This window comes from Streptomyces sp. NPDC049837, from assembly GCF_040674455.1.
Lineage (GTDB): Bacteria > Actinomycetota > Actinomycetes > Streptomycetales > Streptomycetaceae > Streptomyces.
In genome coordinates, this window is record NZ_JBFAMP010000009.1 from 111,676 (window position 1) to 132,563 (window position 20,888).

The 20,888-nt window shown below is 71.5% G+C and carries 23 protein-coding genes and 1 tRNA gene; 15 read left to right on the forward strand and 9 right to left on the reverse strand.

From position 1 onward, the window contains the following. Positions 1-206: 206 nt before the first annotated feature. The 3 genes from AB0J57_RS24080 to AB0J57_RS24090 all read right to left on the reverse strand — a co-directional run bounded on the left by AB0J57_RS24080 (position 207) and on the right by AB0J57_RS24090 (position 3,754). Positions 207-866 (reverse strand): response regulator transcription factor, encoded by a 660-nt coding sequence (locus AB0J57_RS24080; protein ID WP_366130582.1) that lies wholly within the window; start codon positions 864-866, stop codon positions 207-209. 230 nt (positions 867-1,096) lie between these two features. Continuing rightward, positions 1,097-2,410 (reverse strand): sensor domain-containing protein, encoded by a 1,314-nt coding sequence (locus tag AB0J57_RS24085; protein WP_366130366.1) that lies wholly within the window; start codon positions 2,408-2,410, stop codon positions 1,097-1,099. 207 nt (positions 2,411-2,617) lie between these two features. Further along, the gene (locus tag AB0J57_RS24090; protein ID WP_366130367.1) at positions 2,618-3,754 is read right to left on the reverse strand and encodes a sensor domain-containing protein; all 1,137 of its coding nucleotides are present in this window, start codon (positions 3,752-3,754) and stop codon (positions 2,618-2,620) included. A gap of 181 nt (positions 3,755-3,935) precedes the next feature. On the opposite strand from AB0J57_RS24090, the gene AB0J57_RS24095 reads away from it, so the two are divergent. The 13 genes from AB0J57_RS24095 (at position 3,936) to AB0J57_RS24155 (ending at position 15,666) form a co-directional block, all read left to right on the forward strand. Continuing rightward, positions 3,936-4,346, forward strand: a complete 411-nt coding sequence (locus AB0J57_RS24095) for an NADH-quinone oxidoreductase subunit A (protein ID WP_366130368.1) — start codon at positions 3,936-3,938, stop codon at positions 4,344-4,346. Further along, positions 4,337-4,915, forward strand: coding sequence for an NADH-quinone oxidoreductase subunit B family protein (locus tag AB0J57_RS24100; protein ID WP_366130369.1), 579 nt, complete (start codon positions 4,337-4,339; stop codon positions 4,913-4,915). The genes AB0J57_RS24095 and AB0J57_RS24100 overlap by 10 nt, the downstream gene beginning before the upstream one ends. Further along, the gene (locus tag AB0J57_RS24105; protein WP_366130370.1) at positions 4,912-6,135 is read left to right on the forward strand and encodes an NADH-quinone oxidoreductase subunit C; all 1,224 of its coding nucleotides are present in this window, start codon (positions 4,912-4,914) and stop codon (positions 6,133-6,135) included. The genes AB0J57_RS24100 and AB0J57_RS24105 overlap by 4 nt, the downstream gene beginning before the upstream one ends. After that, positions 6,132-7,100 carry a complex I subunit 1 family protein gene (locus AB0J57_RS24110; protein WP_366130371.1) on the forward strand — a complete coding sequence of 323 codons (969 nt, stop codon included), beginning with the start codon at positions 6,132-6,134 and terminating at the stop codon, positions 7,098-7,100. The genes AB0J57_RS24105 and AB0J57_RS24110 overlap by 4 nt, the downstream gene beginning before the upstream one ends. 2 nt (positions 7,101-7,102) lie before the next feature. Continuing rightward, positions 7,103-7,735 carry an NADH-quinone oxidoreductase subunit I gene (locus AB0J57_RS24115; RefSeq protein ID WP_366130372.1) on the forward strand — a complete coding sequence of 211 codons (633 nt, stop codon included), beginning with the start codon at positions 7,103-7,105 and terminating at the stop codon, positions 7,733-7,735. Beyond that, complete coding sequence (locus AB0J57_RS24120) at positions 7,732-8,277, forward strand: NADH-quinone oxidoreductase subunit J (RefSeq protein WP_366130373.1); 546 nt, start codon at positions 7,732-7,734, stop codon at positions 8,275-8,277. Before AB0J57_RS24115 ends, AB0J57_RS24120 begins: the two co-directional genes overlap by 4 nt. After that, a complete protein-coding gene (nuoK, locus tag AB0J57_RS24125) occupies positions 8,277-8,654 on the forward strand; it encodes an NADH-quinone oxidoreductase subunit NuoK (RefSeq protein ID WP_366130374.1) in 378 nt (125 codons plus the stop codon). The genes AB0J57_RS24120 and nuoK overlap by 1 nt, the downstream gene beginning before the upstream one ends. Next, the gene (locus tag AB0J57_RS24130; RefSeq protein WP_366130375.1) at positions 8,651-10,642 is read left to right on the forward strand and encodes an NADH-quinone oxidoreductase subunit L; all 1,992 of its coding nucleotides are present in this window, start codon (positions 8,651-8,653) and stop codon (positions 10,640-10,642) included. Before nuoK ends, AB0J57_RS24130 begins: the two co-directional genes overlap by 4 nt. Positions 10,643-10,645: 3 nt before the next feature. Beyond that, positions 10,646-12,223 (forward strand): NADH-quinone oxidoreductase subunit M, encoded by a 1,578-nt coding sequence (locus AB0J57_RS24135; protein ID WP_366130376.1) that lies wholly within the window; start codon positions 10,646-10,648, stop codon positions 12,221-12,223. Then, on the forward strand, positions 12,220-13,743 hold the full coding sequence (locus tag AB0J57_RS24140) for an NADH-quinone oxidoreductase subunit N (RefSeq protein ID WP_366130377.1): 1,524 nt from the start codon (positions 12,220-12,222) through the stop codon (positions 13,741-13,743). The genes AB0J57_RS24135 and AB0J57_RS24140 overlap by 4 nt, the downstream gene beginning before the upstream one ends. 68 nt (positions 13,744-13,811) lie before the next feature. Beyond that, complete coding sequence (gene mscL, locus AB0J57_RS24145) at positions 13,812-14,267, forward strand: large conductance mechanosensitive channel protein MscL (RefSeq protein ID WP_366130378.1); 456 nt, start codon at positions 13,812-13,814, stop codon at positions 14,265-14,267. 146 nt (positions 14,268-14,413) lie between these two features. Next, complete coding sequence (gene htpX / locus AB0J57_RS24150) at positions 14,414-15,277, forward strand: zinc metalloprotease HtpX (RefSeq protein ID WP_366130379.1); 864 nt, start codon at positions 14,414-14,416, stop codon at positions 15,275-15,277. After that, positions 15,274-15,666, forward strand: a complete 393-nt coding sequence (locus AB0J57_RS24155) for a YccF domain-containing protein (protein ID WP_366130380.1) — start codon at positions 15,274-15,276, stop codon at positions 15,664-15,666. Before htpX ends, AB0J57_RS24155 begins: the two co-directional genes overlap by 4 nt. A 170-nt stretch (positions 15,667-15,836) precedes the next feature. On the opposite strand, the gene AB0J57_RS24160 is transcribed toward AB0J57_RS24155, so the two are convergent. After that, positions 15,837-17,051: an amino acid permease gene (locus AB0J57_RS24160; protein WP_366130381.1), complete on the reverse strand. Its 1,215-nt coding sequence runs from the start codon at positions 17,049-17,051 to the stop codon at positions 15,837-15,839. A gap of 86 nt (positions 17,052-17,137) precedes the next feature. Here AB0J57_RS24160 and AB0J57_RS24165 point away from each other — a divergent pair, with 86 nt between their 5' ends. Then, positions 17,138-17,407: a GlsB/YeaQ/YmgE family stress response membrane protein gene (locus AB0J57_RS24165; RefSeq protein WP_366130382.1), complete on the forward strand. Its 270-nt coding sequence runs from the start codon at positions 17,138-17,140 to the stop codon at positions 17,405-17,407. 6 nt (positions 17,408-17,413) lie between these two features. Here AB0J57_RS24165 and AB0J57_RS24170 read toward each other — a convergent pair whose 3' ends face one another. The 3 genes from AB0J57_RS24170 to AB0J57_RS24180 form a co-directional block, all read right to left on the reverse strand. Further along, positions 17,414-18,097, reverse strand: a complete 684-nt coding sequence (locus tag AB0J57_RS24170; RefSeq protein ID WP_366130383.1) for an alpha-ketoglutarate-dependent dioxygenase AlkB — start codon at positions 18,095-18,097, stop codon at positions 17,414-17,416. Further along, a complete protein-coding gene (locus tag AB0J57_RS24175) occupies positions 18,094-18,591 on the reverse strand; it encodes a methylated-DNA--[protein]-cysteine S-methyltransferase (protein WP_366130384.1) in 498 nt (165 codons plus the stop codon). Before AB0J57_RS24175 ends, AB0J57_RS24170 begins: the two co-directional genes overlap by 4 nt. A gap of 218 nt (positions 18,592-18,809) precedes the next feature. Further along, on the reverse strand, positions 18,810-19,298 hold the full coding sequence (locus tag AB0J57_RS24180) for a YajQ family cyclic di-GMP-binding protein (protein WP_351809017.1): 489 nt from the start codon (positions 19,296-19,298) through the stop codon (positions 18,810-18,812). Positions 19,299-19,503: 205 nt separating this feature from the next. Between AB0J57_RS24180 and AB0J57_RS24185 the strand changes: the two genes are divergently transcribed. Then, a tRNA-Tyr gene (locus tag AB0J57_RS24185) sits at positions 19,504-19,585 on the forward strand. Positions 19,586-19,666: 81 nt separating this feature from the next. Here AB0J57_RS24185 and AB0J57_RS24190 read toward each other — a convergent pair. Continuing rightward, positions 19,667-20,218: a GyrI-like domain-containing protein gene (locus AB0J57_RS24190; RefSeq protein WP_366130385.1), complete on the reverse strand. Its 552-nt coding sequence runs from the start codon at positions 20,216-20,218 to the stop codon at positions 19,667-19,669. Then, entirely contained in the window at positions 20,218-20,874 is a 657-nt protein-coding gene (locus AB0J57_RS24195) for an SDR family oxidoreductase (protein WP_366130386.1), read from the reverse strand. Before AB0J57_RS24195 ends, AB0J57_RS24190 begins: the two co-directional genes overlap by 1 nt. Between the last annotated feature and the right edge of the window lie 14 nt (positions 20,875-20,888).

The following is a 20,888-nucleotide window of genomic DNA, read 5'->3' on the forward strand; positions in this document are numbered from 1 at the left end:
CCCAAGGCCCACCCTACGTCCGTAAGGGTCGCCTTCCCTGGACCGCTCGTATGATGGACGCCATTTTGGGACGTCCGTACGCCCTCGATCATCATGCTGTGTCTCCCCCCACGTCGTTCGGTAACGACGCTCCCGACTCATCCATTGGTTCTAGGCCGTGCGACAGGCACGGCGGCCGGCCGTGCCGGTCCGGCGAGCACCGCACGTCAGCCGTTCAGATAGGTCAGCACGGCGAGTACCCGTCGATGATCCCCATCACTCGGTGACAGCCCGAGCTTCAGGAAGATGTTGCTCACGTGCTTCTCCACCGCGCCCTCGCTGACCATCAACTGCCGCGCGATCGCCGAGTTCGTCCTGCCCTCCGCCATCAGCCCCAGGACCTCGCGCTCGCGGGGCGTCAGCGCCGCCAGCACGTCCTGCTTACGGCTGCGGCCCAGCAACTGGGCCACCACCTCCGGGTCCAGCGCGGTGCCGCCCCGGGCGACCCGCACCACCGCCTCCACGAATTCCCGGACCTCGGCGACCCGGTCCTTCAGCAGATAGCCCACTCCCCGGCTGTTGCCGGCCAGCAGCTCGGTGGCGTACCGCTCCTCCACGTACTGCGACAGCACCAGCACCCCGATGCCGGGGTACTCCTTGCGGAGCCGCACCGCCGCCCGTACTCCCTCATCCGTGTGCGTCGGCGGCATCCGTACGTCGGCGACCACCACGTCGGGCAGCGCGCCGTCGTCCGCCAGCTCGCCCACCGTCTTGACCAGCGCCTCGCCGTCCCCGACACCGGCGACGACATCGTGCCCCCGGTCGGTCAGCAGCCGGGTCAGGCCCTCCCGGAGCAGGACGGAATCCTCGGCGATGACCACGCGCACCCTGTCCTCCACCACGAACCGCATCCCCCATGAATCGATGTGCACCACGCGATTCCCGCGTCTGCGGTCCAGCATCCCAGCATCCGGACGGCGGCGGGCCGGCCTGTGGATAACTCGCCGGCCGGTGGCCGTCGGGCAGGGATCCGGGTGGGATTCCGGGCGGGGATGGGGGAGGGGATGCGGCCCGGCCGCTGGGCCGGGGTGCGGGTGGCGGGCGGAGGCGCCGGGGGTCAGCCCCGCCAGGGCAGCTCGGCGGTTATCGACGTCGGGCCGCCTTCCGGAGAACGCACGGCGAGGATGCCGTCCACCGCGTCCAGCCGCTCGGTCAGCCCGGCCAGGCCGCCGCCCCTGGTGATGTCCGCGCCGCCACGGCCGTCGTCCGTCACCTGCAGCATCAGCCTGTCGTCCACTCGCCATACGTCGACCGTCGCACGGGTCGCTCGGGAGTGCCTCGAGACGTTCTGGAGCAGCTCCGAGACGGTGAAGTAGGCGATGCCCTCGATCGCCGGAGCCGGCCGAGCCGGCAGATCCACCTCCACTCTGACGGGCACGGTGCAGCGGGAGGCGACCGCGGACAGGGCGGCGTCCAGGCCCCGGTCGGTGAGGACGGCGGGGTGGATGCCGCGCGCCAGGTCCCGCAGCTCCTGGAGGGCGAGTTTCACTTCGCCGTGGGCCTCGTCGACCATGGCTGCGGCCGCCTCCGGGTCCTCCAGCAGCTTCTCCTTCGCCAGCCCCAGGTCCATGGCGAGGGCGACCAGCCGGGCCTGGGCGCCGTCGTGCAGGTCGCGTTCGATGCGGCGCAGGTCGGCGGCGGCGGTGTCGACGACCACGCCGCGGTCCGACTCCAGCTCCGAGACGCGGCTCGCCAGCCGTGACGGGCTGAGCAGGCCGGTTATCAGCAGCCGGTCCACCGTCGTCAGCGCCCGGATCACCCACGGGGTGACCAGCACGAAGAACAGGCCGAACAGGCTGGTGACGGCCATCTCCACCGGCGAGTCCAGGTAGAAGCTGTGCGTACCGTCCCCGTACAACTGCAGCCCGTCCACCCCCGCGTACACCGGGAAGACCCACCGCCACAGCGGGTACGTCAGCAGCCCCCAGCCGTACGTCCAGAAGACCACCGCGACGGTGAAGGCGAAGATCGCCCACGGCATGTGCACCAACGAGTAGAGGAAGTGCCGCCAGGACTCGCCGCTCTTGAGCACGCCGCCCACCCAGCCCATCAGCCCGCCCCCGGACCGGCTCCGCACCGGCGACGGATCGGCCACGTCCACCCCCAGCAGGCCCCGCGCCCGCACCCGCTCCACCGTGCCGAAACCGCGGCACATGGCGAGGGCGGCGGCGAGCACCGGAATGCCGAGGAAGGTCACGACCAGGCCGGCGCCGAGCGACACCATGGCTATGGACAGGCCGAAGTAGAGGATGCTCAGCGGCAGACCGATCAGCAGGTAGCCGAACTCGCGCCAGGTGCGGGCCTCGAACGGCGCCCGCAGCGCCACGGGAAGGCGGGGGTGCCGGATCTCCGGTCCATGAGCCAGGGCCATCGGTTCGTCCGTCCGTTTCTCGTCGTCGCTGCGAGGCGGCTGTCGGGTGCGTCACGACGTGGTCTGTCACGACGCGGTGCGTCACAACGCGGTCCGTCATGACTCGGTACGTCACGACGTCGTACATCAAGACTGCTGGTCCGGGCGGGCGCGCACCATGAGGCTCGTATCCGTCTTGAGCGGGGGGTTATCCCCACCCCAGGGGCTCTACCGGGAAGGGTCCCGGCGGCGCCAGGGCAGCTCGGCGGTGACCGTCGTCGGCCCGCCGGCCGGCGACTCCAGGAGGAACAGGCCGTCCACCGCCCCCAGCCGCTCGGCCAGGCCGGCCATGCCCGTGCCCCCGTCGAGCCGGGCGCCCCCGCAGCCGTCGTCGGTGACCTGGATCAGCATCCGGTCGTCCGCCCGCCACACCTCCACCGCCGCGTTGCGCGCCCGGGAGTGCTTCGAAACGTTCTGGAGCAGCTCCGAGACGGTGAAGTAGGCGATGCCCTCGATCGCCTCGGCCGGCCGCTCCGCCAGGTCGACGGTCACCTTGACCGGGACGGTGCACCGGGCGGCGACGGCGGACAGGGCGGCGTCCAGGCCCCGGTCGGTGAGGACGGCGGGGTGGATGCCGCGCGCCAGGTCCCGCAGCTCTTGCAGGGCGAGTTTCACTTCGCCGTGGGCCTCGTCGACCATGGCTGCGGCCGCCTCCGGGTCCTCCAGCAGCTTCTCCTTCGCCAGGCCGAGGCCCATGGCGAGGGCGACCAGCCGGGCCTGGGCGCCGTCGTGCAGGTCGCGTTCGATGCGGCGCAGGTCGGCGGCGGCGGTGTCGACGACCACGCCCCGGTCCGACTCCAGCTCCGCGATCCGCCGCTCCAGCTCGTCGGACGGCGGCAGCAGACCGCGCACCATCGCCCGGTCGGCGTTGGCCAGCCCCCGCACCAGGTACGGCAGCACCGGCCACAGCACGATCAGGCCCACCAGGGTCACGGTGAACGTCAGCACGCCCCACGGCAGCCGTATGAACCCGTACAGCGCCGTCCGCCAGGCCACCGGGTCCTTCAGCACCGCCCACAGCCAGGGGAGGAGACCGTCGCCCGGCCGCTGCGGCAGCGGGCTCGGCTCCTCGATGCGTATGCCGAGCAGCAGCCTCGCCCTTGCCCGCTCCGCCCGGCCCAGCAGCCGCGTCCCCACCAGGCCGGCCGCCAGCAGCGGAAGACCGACGACGGTCACCGACAGTCCCGCACCGACGGCCACCATGAACACCACGTAAACAAAGCTGATCAGGGCGATAGGAAGGTTTGCCAGAAGGTGGGCGATTTCCTTCCAGACGAGCCGGTCGAATGCGATGCGTGCGGTCATGCGGCCCAGCCTGCCGGGCCCGACCGGCGCACGCCATGGGGTTCGTGGGTGCAGGAGAAGTAGGGATAACCCCACCTGAAGTGCGGCACGGCTGATTACCGGCGCTATGCCAGGGCCTAGACTCCCGTGCGTACAGATCGCATAAGTATCGCCGCGAGGGCAGGGAGCGAGGGACACGGACGTGCCGGAACCGACCGTATGGACCGCACCGACCGTACTCGCCGTCGACTATTTCCAGAGCTATTCGGTCGTCGGCCTACTCGCCGTGATCGGCGTGCTGTTCGTCGCGGTCGCCTTCGCGGCCGGGCGGCTGCTGCGGCCCGTCGTGCCGACGCCGGAGAAGCTGCTGACGTACGAATGCGGCGTCGACCCGGTGGGGGAGGGCTGGGCCCACACCCAGGTCCGCTACTACGTCTACGCTTTTCTGTACGTCATCTTCGCGGTGGACTCGATCTTCCTGTTCCCCTGGGCGACCGTCTTCGCCGCACCCGGTTACGGCGCCACGACGCTGGTTGAGATGTTCATCTTCCTCGGCTTCCTGGCCGTAGGACTGCTCTACGCGTACAAGAAGGGCGTCCTGACATGGACGTGACCCCTGTCGATCTTCCCGAGCCGAAGCGGCTCGGAGCCCTCGCCCGGCTCGCGCCCGAGCCGATGAAGGTGGTCCTGAACTGGGGCCGCCGCTACAGCCTGTGGGTCTTCAACTTCGGGCTCGCCTGCTGTGCGATCGAGTTCATCGCCGCGTCGATGGCCCGCCACGACTTCATCCGGCTCGGCGTGATCCCGTTCGCGCCCGGGCCGCGCCAGGCGGACCTCATGGTCGTGTCCGGCACGGTCACGGACAAGATGGCGCCCGCGGTGAAGCGGCTGTACGAGCAGATGCCCGAGCCCAAGTACGTCATCTCCTTCGGCGCCTGCTCCAACTGCGGCGGCCCGTACTGGGACTCGTACTCCGTGACCAAGGGCGTCGACCAGATCATCCCGGTCGACGTGTACGTACCCGGCTGCCCGCCCCGTCCCGAAGCGCTTCTCCAGGGCATCCTCAAGCTTCAGGAGAAGATCGCCCGAGAGTCGCTGGGCGAGCGCTACGGCCACGGGCGCACGTCGTCGGTCGGCCAGCTCCGCAGCGGCCTGGTGCCCCCTCCGGGAGGTACGGCGTGAACGCATACGACCGACTCCCCGAAGCCGTCACCGAGATCTTCGGCGAGGGCGCCTCGGCCGACCAGGCGTACGAACTGCTCACGGTCGACGTCCCCGCCGAGTCCTGGATCACCGCACTGGAGACAGCCCGCGACGAGCTGGGCTGCACCTACTTCGACTGGCTGAGCGCGGTCGACGAGCCCGGCACCGGCTTCCGCGTCTGCGCCCACGTCGTCGCCCTGGACGGCGGCCGGGTGCGGCGGCTCCTGCTGCGCACGACCGTGCCGCACGACGCCCCCGTCCTGCCCAGCGCCGTCGGCGTCTACGCGGGCGCCGGCTGGCACGAGCGCGAGACGTACGAGATGTTCGGCGTCCGCTTCGAGGACCACCCGAACCTGGTCCACCTCCTGCTCCCCGAGAACTTCGAGGGCAACCCGCTGCGCAAGGACTTCGTGCTGGCCGCCCGCGTCGCCAAGGCGTGGCCGGGCGCCAAGGAGCCGGGCGAGTCCGAGCACGGCGGGCCCAAGCGGCGTCAGATGCTGCCTCCGGGCGTCCCCGACCCGAACGACTGGGGCCCGCTGAAGGGCCAGCTCCCGCCTGCCCCGGCCCGCCCGGCCCGCGCCGCGCGCCCCGCCGGCGACCGCCCGGTCCGCCGTACGCGCACGGCGGGCGAGGGCTCGGCCGGCCAGGCGGCACCGGAGGCGCCGGCGGCACCGGAAGCGCCGGAGCGCCGTACCCGCAGCGCCTCGGAGGGCTCGGCGAGCCAGCCGGCCGCCCCCGCGGGCCCCCGCCGCACGCGCAGCGCGAGCGCGGGCTCGGCCAGCCAGCGCACGGAACCCGCCACGGAGACGTCCCCGACGCCACCGCCCCGCACGCGCAGCACGGACGCCCCCTGGAACAACCCGCGCCCGGCCTTCGACGACGACTCCGCCCCGGCCCCCGAGGCGCCCCAGGCCCCGGCCCCCGAACCCCAGGCGGCTCCCGCACCCGGGCCGAAGGCGGTACCGGAACCGGACGCGGCCCCCGCACCCGGGCCGAAGGCCGTACCCGGACCCGAGGCCGCTCCCGCACCCGGGACGGAAGACGTACCCGAGCCGCAGGCGGCCCCCGGGCCGGCGCCCGAAGCCGTACCGGAACCGGACGCCGGCCCTCACGGGGGCGGAGGCGAAGGTGAAGACGGTGCCGCCGCCTCCGGGACCGACGACAGCGCAACACGACGAACGAATGAAGGAGACGCGTGAACGACGTACTCGACGTCGCCTTCCGGCTGCTCGTCGTCTTCGCGGTATTCATGGTCCTGCCCCTGGTGATCGGTCAGACCGAGCACAAGGTCATGGCGCACATGCAGGGCCGGCTCGGCCCCATGTACGCCGGTGGGTTCCACGGCTGGGCCCAGCTCGTCGCCGACGGCGTGAAGTTCGCGCAGAAGGAGGACGTGGTCCCGGCCAACGCCGACCGCCGCATCTTCCAGCTCGCCCCCGCCGTCGCCCTCCTGCCGTACCTCCTCGTCCTGGTCGCCATCCCGATCGGCCCCAGCGAAGGAGCCGTCGGCGAGGTCGTCGACGCGGGCATCTTCTTCGTGCTCGCCGTCATGGGCGTCGGCGTACTCGGCTCGCTCATGGCCGGCTGGGCGTCCGCCAACAAGTTCTCCCTCCTCGGCGGCCTGCGCACCGCCGCCCAGCTCCTCGCGTACGAACTGCCCATGCTGCTTACCGCCGCCTCCGTGGCGATGGCGGCGGGCACGGTCTCCCTCCCCGGCATCGTCAACGCCTTCGAGTGGTGGTGGGTGCCCTGGCAGATCGTCGGCGCGCTGGTCTTCTTCGTCGCCGGCCTCGCCGAGCTCCAGCGGCCGCCGTTCGACATGCCGGTCGCCGACTCCGAGATCATCTTCGGTGCGTACACCGAGTACACCGGGCTGCGCTTCGCACTGTTTCTGCTCGCCGAGTACGCCGGCATCGTCGTCCTGTGCGGTCTGACCACCGTCCTCTTCCTCGGCGGCTGGCACGGCCCGTTCGGGGCCGAGGGCCTCGGCTGGGTGTGGACCCTGCTCAAGACGGCCGTGCTCGCCTTCATCGTGATCTGGCTGCGCGTGAGCTACCCGCGGCTGCGCGAGGACCAGCTCCAGAAGCTCGCCTGGACCACGCTCGTCCCGCTCGCCCTCGCCCAGATCGCCCTCACCGGCATCGTCAAGGTGGTGATCCAGTAACCATGGGCTCCTTCCCCGGCTCCGGCCTTGCCAAGGGCCTGGCCGTCACCCTCCGCACGATGACCAAGAAGAGCCACACCGCGCAGTACCCCGACGCCCAGCCCGAACTCCCGCCCCGCACCCGTGGCGTGATCGGCCTGTTCGAGGAGAACTGCACGGTCTGCATGCTCTGCGCGCGCGAGTGCCCCGACTGGTGCATCTACATCGACTCCCACAAGGAGACGATCCCCGCGGCCACCCCCGGCGGCCGTGAGCGCAGCCGCAATGTCCTCGACCGGTTCGCCATCGACTTCGCCCTGTGCATGTACTGCGGTATCTGCATCGAGGTCTGTCCTTTCGACGCGCTGTTCTGGTCGCCGGAGTTCGAATACGCGGAGACGGACATCCACGACCTCACCCACGAGCGGGACAAGCTCCGCGAGTGGATGTGGACCGTCCCCGAACCGCCCGCCTTCGACCCCGGTGCCGAGGAGCCCAAGGAGATCTCCGCGGCCCGCAAGGCCGCCGAGAAGCTCGCCACCGCCCAAGCGACCGAAGCGGCCGAAGCTGGCCCGGCCACCGAGACGGGACCGCACACGCCGGACGCGGCCGGTACCGACCAGCCGCAGCGCCCGGCCGAGGGAGGCACGGCGTGAGCCTGGCCGCCGCCCACGGTTTCCTGTCACCCACCGGCGTCGAGATCGCCTTCCTCCTCGTCGGCATCGTCACGCTCGGCGCCGCCGTCATAACGGTCACCACCAAGCAGCTCGTGCACGCCGCCCTGTGGCTGGTCGTGGCGCTCGGCGGGCTGGCCGTCGAGTACCTCCTCCTCACCGCGGAGTTCGTCGCCTGGGTCCAGGTGCTGATCTACGTCGGTTCCGTCGTCGTCCTCCTCCTCTTCGGTCTGATGCTCACCAAGGCACCCATCGGCCGCTCGCCCGACGCGGACTCGGGCAACCGCCCGGCCGCCCTCGCGGTCGCCGTCGCCGCCGCGGCCGCCCTGATCTGGGTGGTCGTGGACGCGTTCCGCGCCACCTGGATCGACCTCGACGGACCCGCCCAGGGCTCCACCAAGGTGTCGGGCGCGATCCTCTTCCGGCACTGGGTGCTGCCCTTCGAGGCGCTCTCCGTCCTCCTCCTGGCCGCGCTCGTCGGCGCGATCGTCCTGTCCCGCCGCGACCGGGAGGGCGACAACTGATGCACCTCGCCTATCCGGCGGTCCTCGCCGTCCTGCTGTTCTGCACCGGCCTGTACGGGGTGCTCGCCCGCCGCAACGCGATCCTGGTCCTGATGTCCGTCGAGCTGATGCTCAACGCCGTCAACCTCAACCTCGTGGCCTTCGACGTCTGGCTCCGCGACACCCTGCACGCCGGCCAGGCGCTGACCCTCTTCACCATCGCCATCGCCGCCGCCGAGATCGGCATCGGCCTGGCGATCGTCCTGATGGTCTACCGCAACCGCGGCACCTCGGACATCGACAAGCTCCGCGACAACGCCGAGACCGCGGGCGCCGACGAAGCCGTCGGTGCCGACGAGACCGCGGGCCCCGACGAGAAGGCAGAGGCCACCGCGTGACCACCACGACCCTCGCCGTCCTCGTCCCCCTCCTTCCGTTCCTCGGCGCCGCCGCCGGGCTGCTGCTGGGCCGCACCGCTCCCGGGTTCGTGCGCCCCCTGGCCGTCCTGCCGACGCTCGCCGCCCTCGTACTCGCCGTCCTCGTCGCCGTACGCCAGGGGGGCGGCAAGGCCATCGACGCGGCGACGCAGCTCACCCCGACCGGCTCGGTGGCGATCGACCTCGCCCTGCACCTGGACGGCTTCGCCGTGCTGACCGCCGTCCTCGTGGGCGTGGTCGCCACCTGCGTGCAGCTCTATTCGACGGGCTACCTCCGCGACGATCCGCGCTACCCCTCCTACGCCGCGCTCGTCTCCCTGTTCACCTCCGCCATGCTGCTCGTCGTCTACTCAGGCGACCTGATGGTGCTGCTGGTCGGCTGGGAGATCATGGGCATCTGCTCGTACTTCCTCGTCGGCCACTACTGGGAGACGCCCGAGGCACGGGCCGCCTCCCTCAAGGCCTTCCTGGTCACCAAGCTCGGCGACGTCCCCTTCCTGATCGGTCTGTTCGCGCTGGCCGCCGACGCCGGCACGTTCCGGATCACCGGGATCCTCGGCGCCGTCACCGCCGGAGGCATCGACCACCCCACCCTGGTGGCGCTGCTCCTGCTCGCGGGCGTCGCGGGCAAGTCCGCGCAGTTCCCGCTGCACACCTGGCTCCCGGACGCCATGGCGGGCCCCACGCCGGTCTCCGCGCTGATCCACGCCGCGACGATGGTCGCCGCCGGTGTGTACTTCGTGGCCCGGCTCCTTCCCGTCTTCGCGGCGTCCGCCGCCGCCATGACCGTGCTCGCCGTGATGGCCGCGGTCACGATGGTCGGCTCCGGACTCGCCGCCCTCGCGCAGGACGACATCAAGCGCGTCCTCGCCTACTCGACCATCGGCCAGCTCGGCTACATGTCGGGCGCTCTGGCCGTCGGTGACCGTGGTGCCGCCGTCTTCCACCTCCTGTCGCACGGCGCCTTCAAGGCGCTGCTGTTCCTGGCCGCCGGCGTGATCATCCACGCCGCCGGAACGAACTCGCTGGCCGCCATGTCCCGCATGCGGGGCCTCACCGCCCGCATCCCCGACGCGTACTGGACGATGACGGTCGCCCTGCTCGCGCTGGCCGCGATCCCGCCGTTCGCCGGCTTCTTCTCCAAGGAAGCCGTCCTCGTGGCCGCCGAGCACACCGCCCTGGGCGACCGGGCGGTCGCCCCGGCCGGGGCGGGCTGGATCGTCCTGGTCTCGGGCCTGCTCACCGCCCTCCTCACCGCCGCCTACGCGATGCGTCTGTGGCTGCTGGCCTTCCGTGGCCGGGGCGCCGAAGCCCCCGCCCACGGACGACAGCCGATCGCCATGAACGCCGTCCTGTGGGTGCTCGCCGTCCCCTCCCTCGCTTTCGGCCTGACCGCCGGCGTACTCGGCGACTGGTTCGACGGCCCCGCGCTGACGCCGACCCTCACCACGGCGGTCCTCGGCACGGGCATCGCCCTCGTCGGCGGGCTCGTCACCTACGGCGCCTGGCGGCACACCACCGCCATCGCCGCCCGCCACCCGATCGGTGCGGTCGCCGCCCACCCCGAGGCCGAACCCGCCGTGTCCGAGGCGGAGGCGATCGCCACGCACACCCCCGCCTACGGCGACATCGCGGCGGCCCCGGACCCCGCCGACCCCGGACGCCTGCTGCTCGGCCCGCTGCACCGCCACGCCGCCGCCGGCTTCCACCTCGACGCCGTCTACTCAGCCCTCTTCGTACGCCCCGTCAGGGCGGCGGCCCAACTGGTCAGCTTCCTCGACCGCGAGGTCGTCGAGACGTACGTACGCGGAGCGGGCAGCGGCACGAACCTGCTCGGCTGGGCCGTCCGGCGCGCCCAGACGGGGAACGTGCAGACCTACCTCAGTGCCCTGCTCGCCGGCTCCGTCGTCCTGGCGATCGCCGCCGTCCTCGTCGCCGCCGGAGCGTGAGCCGTGATCGATATCAGCGAATCCGTGATGCAGTTCCTCCTCGCGTTCATCGTCGTCGGCCCGCTCATCGGTGCCGCGGCCGCCCTCCTCCCGGCCCCGCCCGGGCTGAAGGGGAAGTCCCGGGACCAGGCCGTGCTCCGCCACGGAGTGACCGTCACCGGCGCGATCCTCGCCGCCGCGATCGTCCTCGCGCTCGGCTTCGACCACGACCAGCCGTCGAAGATGCAGGCCGGCACGGACATCAGTTGGATCCCCGCACTCGACGTGCGGATCCACCTCGGCGTCGACGGCATTTCCCTCCCCCTCCTGGTCATGACCGCGCTGCTGACCTTCCTGTGCGCGCTCTACACCTACTTCAAGATGCCCGCGGGCCCGTCCCCCCGGGCGTTCGTCGCCCTGCTGCTCGTCCTCGAGTCCGGCATGCTGGCGACCTTCGCCGTCCTCGACCTGCTGCTGTTCTTCCTGGCCTTCGAGATGGTCCTCATCCCGATGTACTTCCTCATCGCCCGCTGGGGCGGCGAGGGACGCCAGCCGGCCGCCTGGCGGTTCATCCTCTACACGCTGCTCGGTTCGGTCGTCATGCTGCTCGGCCTGCTCCTCGTCGGGCTGAAGGCCGGCACCTTCGACATGGTGGCACTCGCCACTGACAACGGCCGCGACATCACCACATCCGTGCAGGTCATCGCCGTTCTGGCGATCGGGATCGGCCTCGCGGTGAAGACTCCGATGTGGCCGCTGCACAGTTGGCTGCCGGACGCCCACACCGCCGCGCCGACCGTCGGCTCGGTCCTCCTCGCCGGTGTCCTGCTGAAGATGGGTACGTACGGATTCGTCCGGATCGCCCTGCCGATCACCCCCGACGGCATGCACATCCTCGCGCCCTACCTCGCCGCGTTCGCCGCCGCCGGCATCATCTACGGATCGCTCGCCTGCCTCTCCCTCGCCCGCACCGGCGCCAAGGGCGACCTCAAGCGCCTGATCGCGTACTCCTCCGTGGGCCACATGGGCTTCGTCCTCCTCGGCATCGCGACCATGACGCCCACCGGCGTCAACGGCGCGCTCTTCGCCAACATCGCCCACGGCCTCATCACCGGCCTGCTGTTCTTCCTGGTCGGCGCCATCAAGGACCGTTACGGCACGGCCGACCTCGACACCCTCGCCGGGGCCACCGGTGCCGCGCTCTACGGCCGTGCGCCCCGCCTCGGCGGCCTGCTGGCGTTCGCCGCCGTCGCCTCGCTCGGACTGCCCGGCCTCGCCGGATTCTGGGGCGAGATGCTCGCGCTGTTCGGCGCGTTCCAGCCGGCCGAGGGCCTCAGCCGCCCCGCGTTCCTCACCTTCATGGCCATCGGCGCGTTCGGCACGCTGCTCACCGCCGCGTACCTCCTCGTCGTCGTCCGGCGCGTCTGCATGGGCGCCCGGCCCGCCGCCGAGCAGCCGCCGCTCGACGACATCCAGACGTACGAATTCGCCGCCTGGTCACCACTGGTCGTCCTCACCGTCGTCGCCGGCCTCTGGCCCGCGGTCCTCCTCGGCCTGACCGACCCGGCCGTGCAGAAGCTCCTCGCAGGAGGCAAGTCGTGACCCTCGCCGCCACGAGCGCTCCGAACGCTCCGAGCGCGGGCGACCTCGTCCAGTCCGTCGACTGGGCCGCCATCGCGCCGCCGACGATCGCCGCCGTGGTCGGCATGATCGTGCTCGTCGCCGACCTGTTCGTACCGAAGGAACGCAAGCAGCTCCTCGGCTGGGGCGCCATCGCCGGACTCGTCGCCGCGATCGTCACCCTCCTGCCGCTGCGCAAGGGCGACCGGACCACCTTCTGCCTGACCACCGACGCCGACGCGTGCAGCTACACCGCCGACCACTTCACGCTGGTCATCCAGTTCCTGGTGCTGGGAGGGGCCCTCCTGACGGCCCTGCTGTCGCTGCACGACACCAAGGAGAAGCTCCCGGCGGGAGAGTTCTGGTTCCTGCTGCTCTCCTCGGCCGCCGGTGCCGCTCTGCTGCCCGCCTCCCGGGACATGGCGACCCTCATCGTGGCCCTGGAGGTCGCCTCGCTGCCCGCCTTCGCGCTCGTCGGCCTCAAGCGCGGCGACCGCATGTCCGGCGAGGCGGCGCTGAAGTTCTTCCTCTCCTCCGTCACGGCCACCGCCGTGACGCTGCTCGGCGTCAGCTTCCTGTACGCCGCGACCGGCAGCCTCCACCTCACGGAGATCGCCCAGGGACTGGACGACGTCCCGGCGCAGATGGAGACCCTCGCCAAGGCGGGTGTCGCGCTCACCCTCGTCGGCTTCGCGTTCAAGACCGCCGCCGTGCCGTTCCACTTCTGGGTGCCCGACACCTACGTCGGGGCGCCGCTGCCCGTCGCCGCCTACCTCTCGGTCGTCGGCAAGGCGGTCGGCTTCACCGGCCTTGTCCTGGTGACCGTCATCGCCTTCCCGACCTACGCGGACGTCTGGGGCCCGGCCCTGTCGGTGCTCGCCGCGCTCACCATGACCGTCGGCAACGTGGCCGCCCTCCGGCAGGTCGCCACGCGCGCGTGGAGCGCGGTACGGCTGCTGGCCTGGTCCTCGGTGGCGCAGGCGGGCTACCTGCTGGTGCCGATCGCGGCGGCCGCTTACTCCGGCGACGACCAGATCGGCGCCACCGTCGCGTACGCCCTGATGTACGCCGTCGTGAACCTCGGCGCCTTCGCGGTCGCCGCCCTGGTCGCCCGTACGCATCCGCTGAACCGGATCTCGGACTACCGGGGCCTGTACGCGACCCGGCCCGGCGCCGCGCTCGTCATGGGGTTCTTCCTGCTGTGCCTGGCCGGTCTGCCGCCGGGCATCATCGGCCTCTTCGCCAAGGTCACGGTCTTCTCCGCGGCCGTCGACGCGGGCCTGGGCTGGCTCGCCGTCGTCATGGGCGTCAACGTCGTCATCGCCCTCTACTACTACCTGCAGTGGACGGCGGTACTGTTCCGCGCGCCCGAAGGTGCCCCCGTGAGGCACACCGCGCCCGCGCCCGTCACCGTGGCCATCGCCGTGACGGCCGTCGCCGGCGTGGTGCTGTCGGGCTATCCCGAGCTGGTGCTGCGCTTCGCCACGGACAGCCTCTTCTGACTCTTCTGATCCCCTCGCTCTTCTGACCCCCTTGCACACAGCCCCACGCACTACCTAGGAGCACGGCCGTGCTGAACGGTTTCAAGGACTTCCTCCTCCGTGGAAACGTCATCTCCATGGCGATCGGCCTGGCCGTCGGCGCGGCCTTCACCGCCGTCGTCACCGCGTTCAGCAATGCCTTCATCACCCCGCTCATCGGTCTGGCGACGGGCACCGTCGGAGACTTCAGCCACTCCTACTTCACGGTCAGGGACGCCAAGTTCCCCTACGGCCTGTTCATCAGCGCCGCCCTGGCTTTCATGATCACCGCTGCCGTGCTCTACTTCTGCGTCGTCCTGCCGATGATGAAGATCCAGACCCGCTTCAAGCGCGACGAGCCCTTCAACATCAAGGCGGCGGTGCGCGACTGCCCGCGCTGCTTCACCGAGATCCCCGCCGTCGCCAGCCGCTGCGCCCACTGCACCAGCGAGGTCGAGCCGGTGGCGGAGGCCCTCCAGAAGGCCGGGCTGCCCGCCCCGCGCTGAGTCACCCGGACGGCCCACACGCCGCCCCCGGCGCACAAGGGAACCCGCCATGCCCGCCTGGCGTTGACCAGTACGGGAGGGTCCACTGATGAGTGGACCAGCACCAGGCAAAGGGTTCCCCTGCCGCACCATTTGGAGGGCGTACCGTGCACCGCCGGCACAACGGGCTGAAGACCGCCGTACTCCTCGGGGGACTGTCCGCACTCATCATCCTGATCGGCAGCTTCTTCGGCCGTACAGGTCTCGTCGTCGCGCTCCTCGTAGCCCTCGGCACCAACGCGTACGCGTACTGGAACAGCGACAAGCTCGCGCTGCGCGCCATGCGGGCCCGCCCGGTGAGCGAATTCCAGGCGCCCCAGCTCTACCGGATGGTCCGGGAGCTCTCCACCCAGGCCCGTCAGCCGATGCCCCGCCTGTACATCTCGCCGACCCAGGCCCCCAACGCCTTCGCGACCGGCCGCAACCCGCGCAATGCGGCGGTCTGCTGTACCGAGGGGATCCTCCAGATCCTCGACGAGCGTGAGCTGCGCGGGGTCATCGGTCACGAGCTGAGCCACGTCTACAACCGGGACATCCTGATCTCGTCGGTCGCCGGCGCCCTCGCCTCGGTGATCATGTTCCTGGTGAACTTCGCCTGGCTGATCCCGATCGGCCGCTCCGATGACGACGAAGGTCCCGGGCTGGTCGGCATGCTGCTGATCATGCTGCTGGGTCCGCTCGCCGCGTCGGTGATCCAGCTCGCCATCAGCCGCTCCCGGGAGTACGAGGCTGACGCCTCCGGCGCCCAGCTCACCGGGGACCCGCTCGCCCTGGCCAGCGCCCTGCGGAAGCTGGAGGCGGGCACCAAGAGGCTCCCGCTGCCGCCGGAGCCCAGGATCGAGACCGCGAGCCACATGATGATCGCGAACCCGTTCCGTCCCGGTCAGGGGTTCGCCAAGATGTTCTCGACACACCCGCCGATGGCGGAACGCATCGCCCGACTCGAACAGATGGCAGGTCGCCGCCCATGAAGGCAATCCTCAACGTCATATGGCTGATCTTCGGCGGCTTCTGGCTGTTCGTCGGCTACATGGTCGCCGGCCTGCTGCTCTGCATCACGGTCATCGGCATCCCCTTCGGCCTGGCCGCCTTCCGCATCGGCCTCTACGCGCTGTGGCCCTTCGGCCAGACCGTCGTGGACCGCCGTGACGCGGGCGCCGCGTCCTGCATCGGCAACGTGCTGTGGCTGGTCCTCGCCGGCTGGTGGCTGGCGCTCGGACACGTGCTCACGGGCATCGCGCTGTGCGTCACCATCATCGGCATCCCGCTGGGCATCGCGAACTTCAAGCTCCTCCCCGTCTCCCTGCTGCCGCTGGGCAAGGAGATCGTCCCGAGCGACCGCCCCTTCGCCACCCGCTGAGGCAGGGCGCGAGGACCGGCACGTCGCCGACGCGGCGCGGCGAGGGCGTCCACGTCGTCCTCGCGTGATTGTCAGTGGCGTGGTGCACCATGAACACATGACCGAGGACGAGCAGTTGCCGGCCCGGGGCGTGGCCGAGGCGCGCGCCCGAATATGAGGCGTGCGGTGGGTCAGCTCCGCCGCACCGCGTACATCACCGCGCCCGCCGCCAGGACCGCCGTGCCCGCCAGGACGGATGACAGGGGCAGGGCGAACGCGAGCGCCAGGCAGCCCGCCAGCCCGGCGACCGCGAGGACGCGCCCCGAACCGAGCGTCCACGCCGAGGCGTTGGCGATCGCGTAGTACACCAGCACCCCGAACGACGAGAAGCCGATCGCCCCGCGCACGTCCGCCGTCGCCGCCACCACTGCGACGACCAGCCCCACCGCGAGTTCCGCGTGGTGCGGCACCTGGAAGCGAGGGTGCACGGCGGCGAGCGTGCGCGGCAGGTGACCGTCGCGCGCCATCGCCAGCGTCGTACGGGACACCCCGAGGATCAGCGCCAGCAGCGAACCCAGCGCGGCCACCGCGGCGCCCACGCTCACCACCGGTACCAGCCAGTCCGCACCCGCCGCCCGGGCCGCGTCCGCGAGCGGCGCCACCGAGTCGCCCAACTCCCGCGCGCCCAGCACCGACAGGACGGAGACCGCCACGCCCACGTACAGGACCAGCGCGATCCCCAGCGCCAGCGGGACCGCCCGCGGAATGGTCCGTGCCGGATCCCGCACCTCCTCGCCGAGCGTGGCGATCCGCGCGTACCCGGCGAACGCGAAGAACAGCAGGCCCGCCGCCTGGAGTACCCCGCCCGCCGACGCGTCCCCACCCGGCTCCAGTCGCCCGAAGTCCGCCTCACCCGACCCGAGACAGGAGACGACCACCGCCACCAGGACCGCCAGCACACCCGCCACGATGGCTCGCGTGAGGAGCGCCGACTTCTGAACGCCCCCGTAGTTCACGGCGGTCAGCGCCACGACCGCCGCCACCGCCACCGCGTGCGTCTGCTCAGGCCACACGTACGACCCGACCGCGAGCGCCATCGCCGCACACGAGGCGGTCTTGCCGACCACGAAGCCCCAGCCGGCTAGGTAACCCCAGAAAGGACCCAGCCGTTCACGCCCGTACACATACGTCCCGCCGGACGCCGGATAGCGGGCGGCCAGCCGCGCCGACGCCATCGCGTTGCAGTACGCGACGGCCCCCGCCAGCGCGAGCCCCAGCAACAGCCCGCTGCCCGCAGCCCCGGCCGCCGGACCGAGCGCCACGAAGATCCCGGCCCCGACCATCGAACCCAGCCCGATGACGACCGCGTCGAAGACGCCCAGCGACCGGCGTAGCTCCTGTGTCATGGGCCGCACCCTACTGATCTCCGCAACCACCCTCCGCACCCCCGGCGTCCTCCCGGACAACACCGCACGAAAGGCAGGTTCACGGCATGGACATCCTGAGCTGGATCATCCTGGGGCTGCTGGCCGGCGTCATAGCCAAGGTGCTCCTCCCCGGCCGTGACCCCGGCGGGCTGATCGGTACGACGCTCATCGGCATCGCGGGCGCCTTCGTGGGCGGCTGGATATCGGCACGCTTCCTGGACCGGCCGATCAGTAACCAGTTCTACGACGGGCCCACCTGGCTCGCGGCCATCGGCGGCTCGCTGGTGCTGCTGATCGCGTACCGGATCCTGTTCGGCCACTCGCGCTCGCGCTGACGGGGCCTAGCCGGTCAGCCCGGTCTCCCGCAGCGTGATGTTCAGCCGGCCCGAGTCCAGCCCTACGGCCGGGTCGGCCGTGCCGGGGCAGACCTTCGGCACCCCGTGGTACGCGAACCGCGACGGGCCGCCGAAGACGAACAGGTCGCCGGATTCCAGCTCCACGTCCGTGTACGGGCGGCCCCGCGTCTCGGTGTTCCCGAACCGGAAGACGCAGCGGTCGCCGATGCTCAGTGACACCACCGGGGCACCGGACCGCTCCTCCTTGTCCTGGTGCATGCCCATCCGGGCGCCGGGCCCGTAGAAGTTGATCAGCGCCGTGTCCGGGGCGTAAGCCGTGGCGTGCTCGTCGCCGTACGCCGCCGCCAGTGCCGCCCGGCCCAGGTCCGCCAGCCAGCCGGGGAAGGGGGCCACCCGGGCACCGTTCACGTCGCCGGCCGTCCGGGTGTACCGGTACGGCTGCCAGTGCCAGCCCAGGCACACCGTCCGCACCGACATCACGCCACCGCCCGGCAGCACCGTGTGGCGCATCGGCACCGGCCCCCGCGCCCACTCCCGGCACGCCGCGACCAGCTCCCGCTGCCGCTCCACCGGCAGCCACCCGGGGACGTGCACCGCGCCGGGGGCGATCTCCGCCCGCTCGCGCGGCAGCGCGAACAACCCGTCCCCGCCGGTCAACCCGTCTGTCACCGTACGAGCGCGCCTTCCAGCCCCAGCAGCCGCTCCTTGCGCTCCAGCCCGCCCGCGTACCCCCGCAGCGCCCCGTCGGCCCCGATCACCCGGTGGCAGGGCCGCACCACCAGCAGCGGGTTGCGCCCGATGGCGGTCCCCACCGCCCGTACCCCGGCACCCGGCGTGCCGACCCGTGCCGCGATCTCTCCGTACGTCACGGTCGTGCCGTACGGGATGTCCTCCAGCGCCCGCCACACCCGCCGCTGGAAGTCGGTGCCGCCGTCGGCGTACCCGATGTCGAAGCGCGTCAGCCGGCCCGCGAAGTAGGCCCGCAACTGTGCCGCGATGCCCTCGAACGCCTCCGGGGCGTGCCGCCACCCGTCCTGGACGACCGCCCCGCCCTTCTGGCCCGGCAGGGAGAGCGAGGCGAGCGCGGTGCGGCCGTCCGCGGACTCCTCGCCGACCAGCAGCATCTCGCCCAGCGGGCCGTCGACGTGCGCGTACACCGTCATGATCCGTTCCCTTCCTCGGTCCCCACCAGTCTGTGCCCGCCCCACCCCCGGGGCTGGCGGTTTTCGGACACGACGGTCACCGGGCGCAGGGCAGGGTGCAGGGCGCAGGGCCGGGGGCACAGGGCGGGGGCGGACCGGCCAAGCCGTGTCCGCCCCCGATCCGCCCGGTGCACCGGCGGGTGCCGGTGCGCGGTCTGCCGGCCTACCGGCCCACCGGTCTACCGGTAGTTCACGAACTGAAGGGCGAAGTCGAAGTCCTGCCCCTTCAGCAGCGCGATCACGGCCTGGAGGTCGTCGCGGCTCTTCGAGCTGACCCGCAGCTCGTCGCCCTGCACCTGCGCCTTGACGCCCTTGGGGCCCTGGTCGCGGATGATCTTCGCCACCTTCTTGGCGTTCTCCTGGGAGATGCCCTCCTCGATGGAGGCGAAGATCTTGTACTCCTTGCCGGAGAGCTGCGGCTCACCCGCGTCGAGCGACTTCAGCGAGATGCCGCGCTTGATCAGCTTGGACTCGAACACGTCGAGGATGGCCTTGACCCGTTCCTCGGAGTTCGCCTGCATCAGGATCTTCTCGCCGGACCAGGCGATGGAGGCCCCGACGTTCTTGAAGTCGTAGCGCTGCGAGATCTCCTTCGCCGCCTGGTTGAGGGCGTTGTCGACCTCCTGCCGCTCGACCTTCGAGACGATGTCGAAACTGGAGTCGGCCATGTCCTGTGGCTCCTTGGGTCGCGTGCGTAGAGGTTGCCTAGAGGTACGGCCGGGCTCCCCCGGCCGCCACGGCAAAGCCTAGCCATCCCACCCGCCACGAGCGCTGATCAATCCGGTGGCGAAGCACCCCCGGACATCAGGTATCGTTTACGTCGTTGCCGGGGAGCACCGCCGAAAAGCGGTCACCCTCTCGGCGACATCCCATGGCGGTGTGCCCGAGTGGCCAATGGGAGCGGACTGTAAATCCGTCGGCTTAGCCTACCCAGGTTCGAATCCTGGCGCCGCCACGCGATGAACGGCCCCTGATCTGCGGAAACGCGGATCAGGGGCCGTTTTCGTCGCGCCACGGACGCCACGGAAAGGGCCGCTCAGTCGGCCAGGCGGAAGGCCAGTTCCGTCTCCCACCGGGACGGGTCCGGCTCCACGCGGGGGTCCGTGCGGTACGACTCGATGCGGCAGCCCCACCGCTCGACACCGTCCACCTCCCGCATGTCCCACTCCAGGCCGCGCTCGTCCGCCCACTTCCGCAGCTCGGCGGCCGCCGCGAGCAGCCGGTCGGGGTGGCCGACATGGGTGAGCGTGGCGTAGCGGCCGGCCGGCAGCAGCGCCACACCGATGTCGCCCTCCGGCTCCGGGAGCGGCGAGGACGACGACGCGGACGACGCGGACGACGCGGACGGCCCGCGTGGCGAGGCGATCGGAACGCCCGCCTCCACCTCCGACTCGCCCTTCATGTCCACGGTGTTGAACCGGAAGAACGGCGCGTCCGCCATCTCGATGCCCCGCGCCGCCAGCCACCCCACCAGCTCGGGCAGCCGGTCGGCGATCTCCGCGAAACGGTCCATCGTCACGGAGCGGCGCATGAAGACGTAGGGCTGCTCCGCGCGTTCCACCACCACCGGTTCGGGGAAGGAGGGCATCACTCGCCCGCCACGGCCTTCACCGCGACCGCCACCGGCACAGAGCCGCTGATCAGCTCCAGCGTCAGCCCCGCCGTCGCCGGCGTCTCCACCAACTCGGCCAGCACCGCCGCCACGTCGTCGCGCGGCACCGGCCCGCGCCCGGTCGACACCTCCAGCCGTACGAGCCCGGTCCCGGCGTCGTTCGTCAGCATGCCGGGCTTGAGGATCGTCCAGTCCAGGCCGGGCTTGGCCCGTACGTAGTCGTCCGCCGCGCCCTTCGCCCGCAGGTACGCGTCGAACACCTCGTTCCCCGGGCGGTCCGCATCGGCGCCCATCGACGACACGACGATGTAGCGCCGCACACCCGCCCGCTCCGCCGCGTCCGCGCAGAGCACCGCCGCGCCCCGGTCCACGGTGGCCTTGCGCTCGGCGCCGCTGCCCGGGCCGGCGCCCGCCGCGAAGACCACCACGTCCGCCCCCGTCAGCGCGGCCGCGACCATCTCCACGGTCGCCGACTCCAGGTCCATCACGACCGGTTCGGCACCCGCCTCGCGCAGGGCGTCCGCCTGTTCCGGATTGCGGATGATGCCCGCGACCTCATGCCCGCCCGCCGAGAGCAGCCGCTCCAGCCGCAGGGCGATCTGACCGTGTCCTCCAGCGATGACAATGCGCATGCTCTCGACCGTAC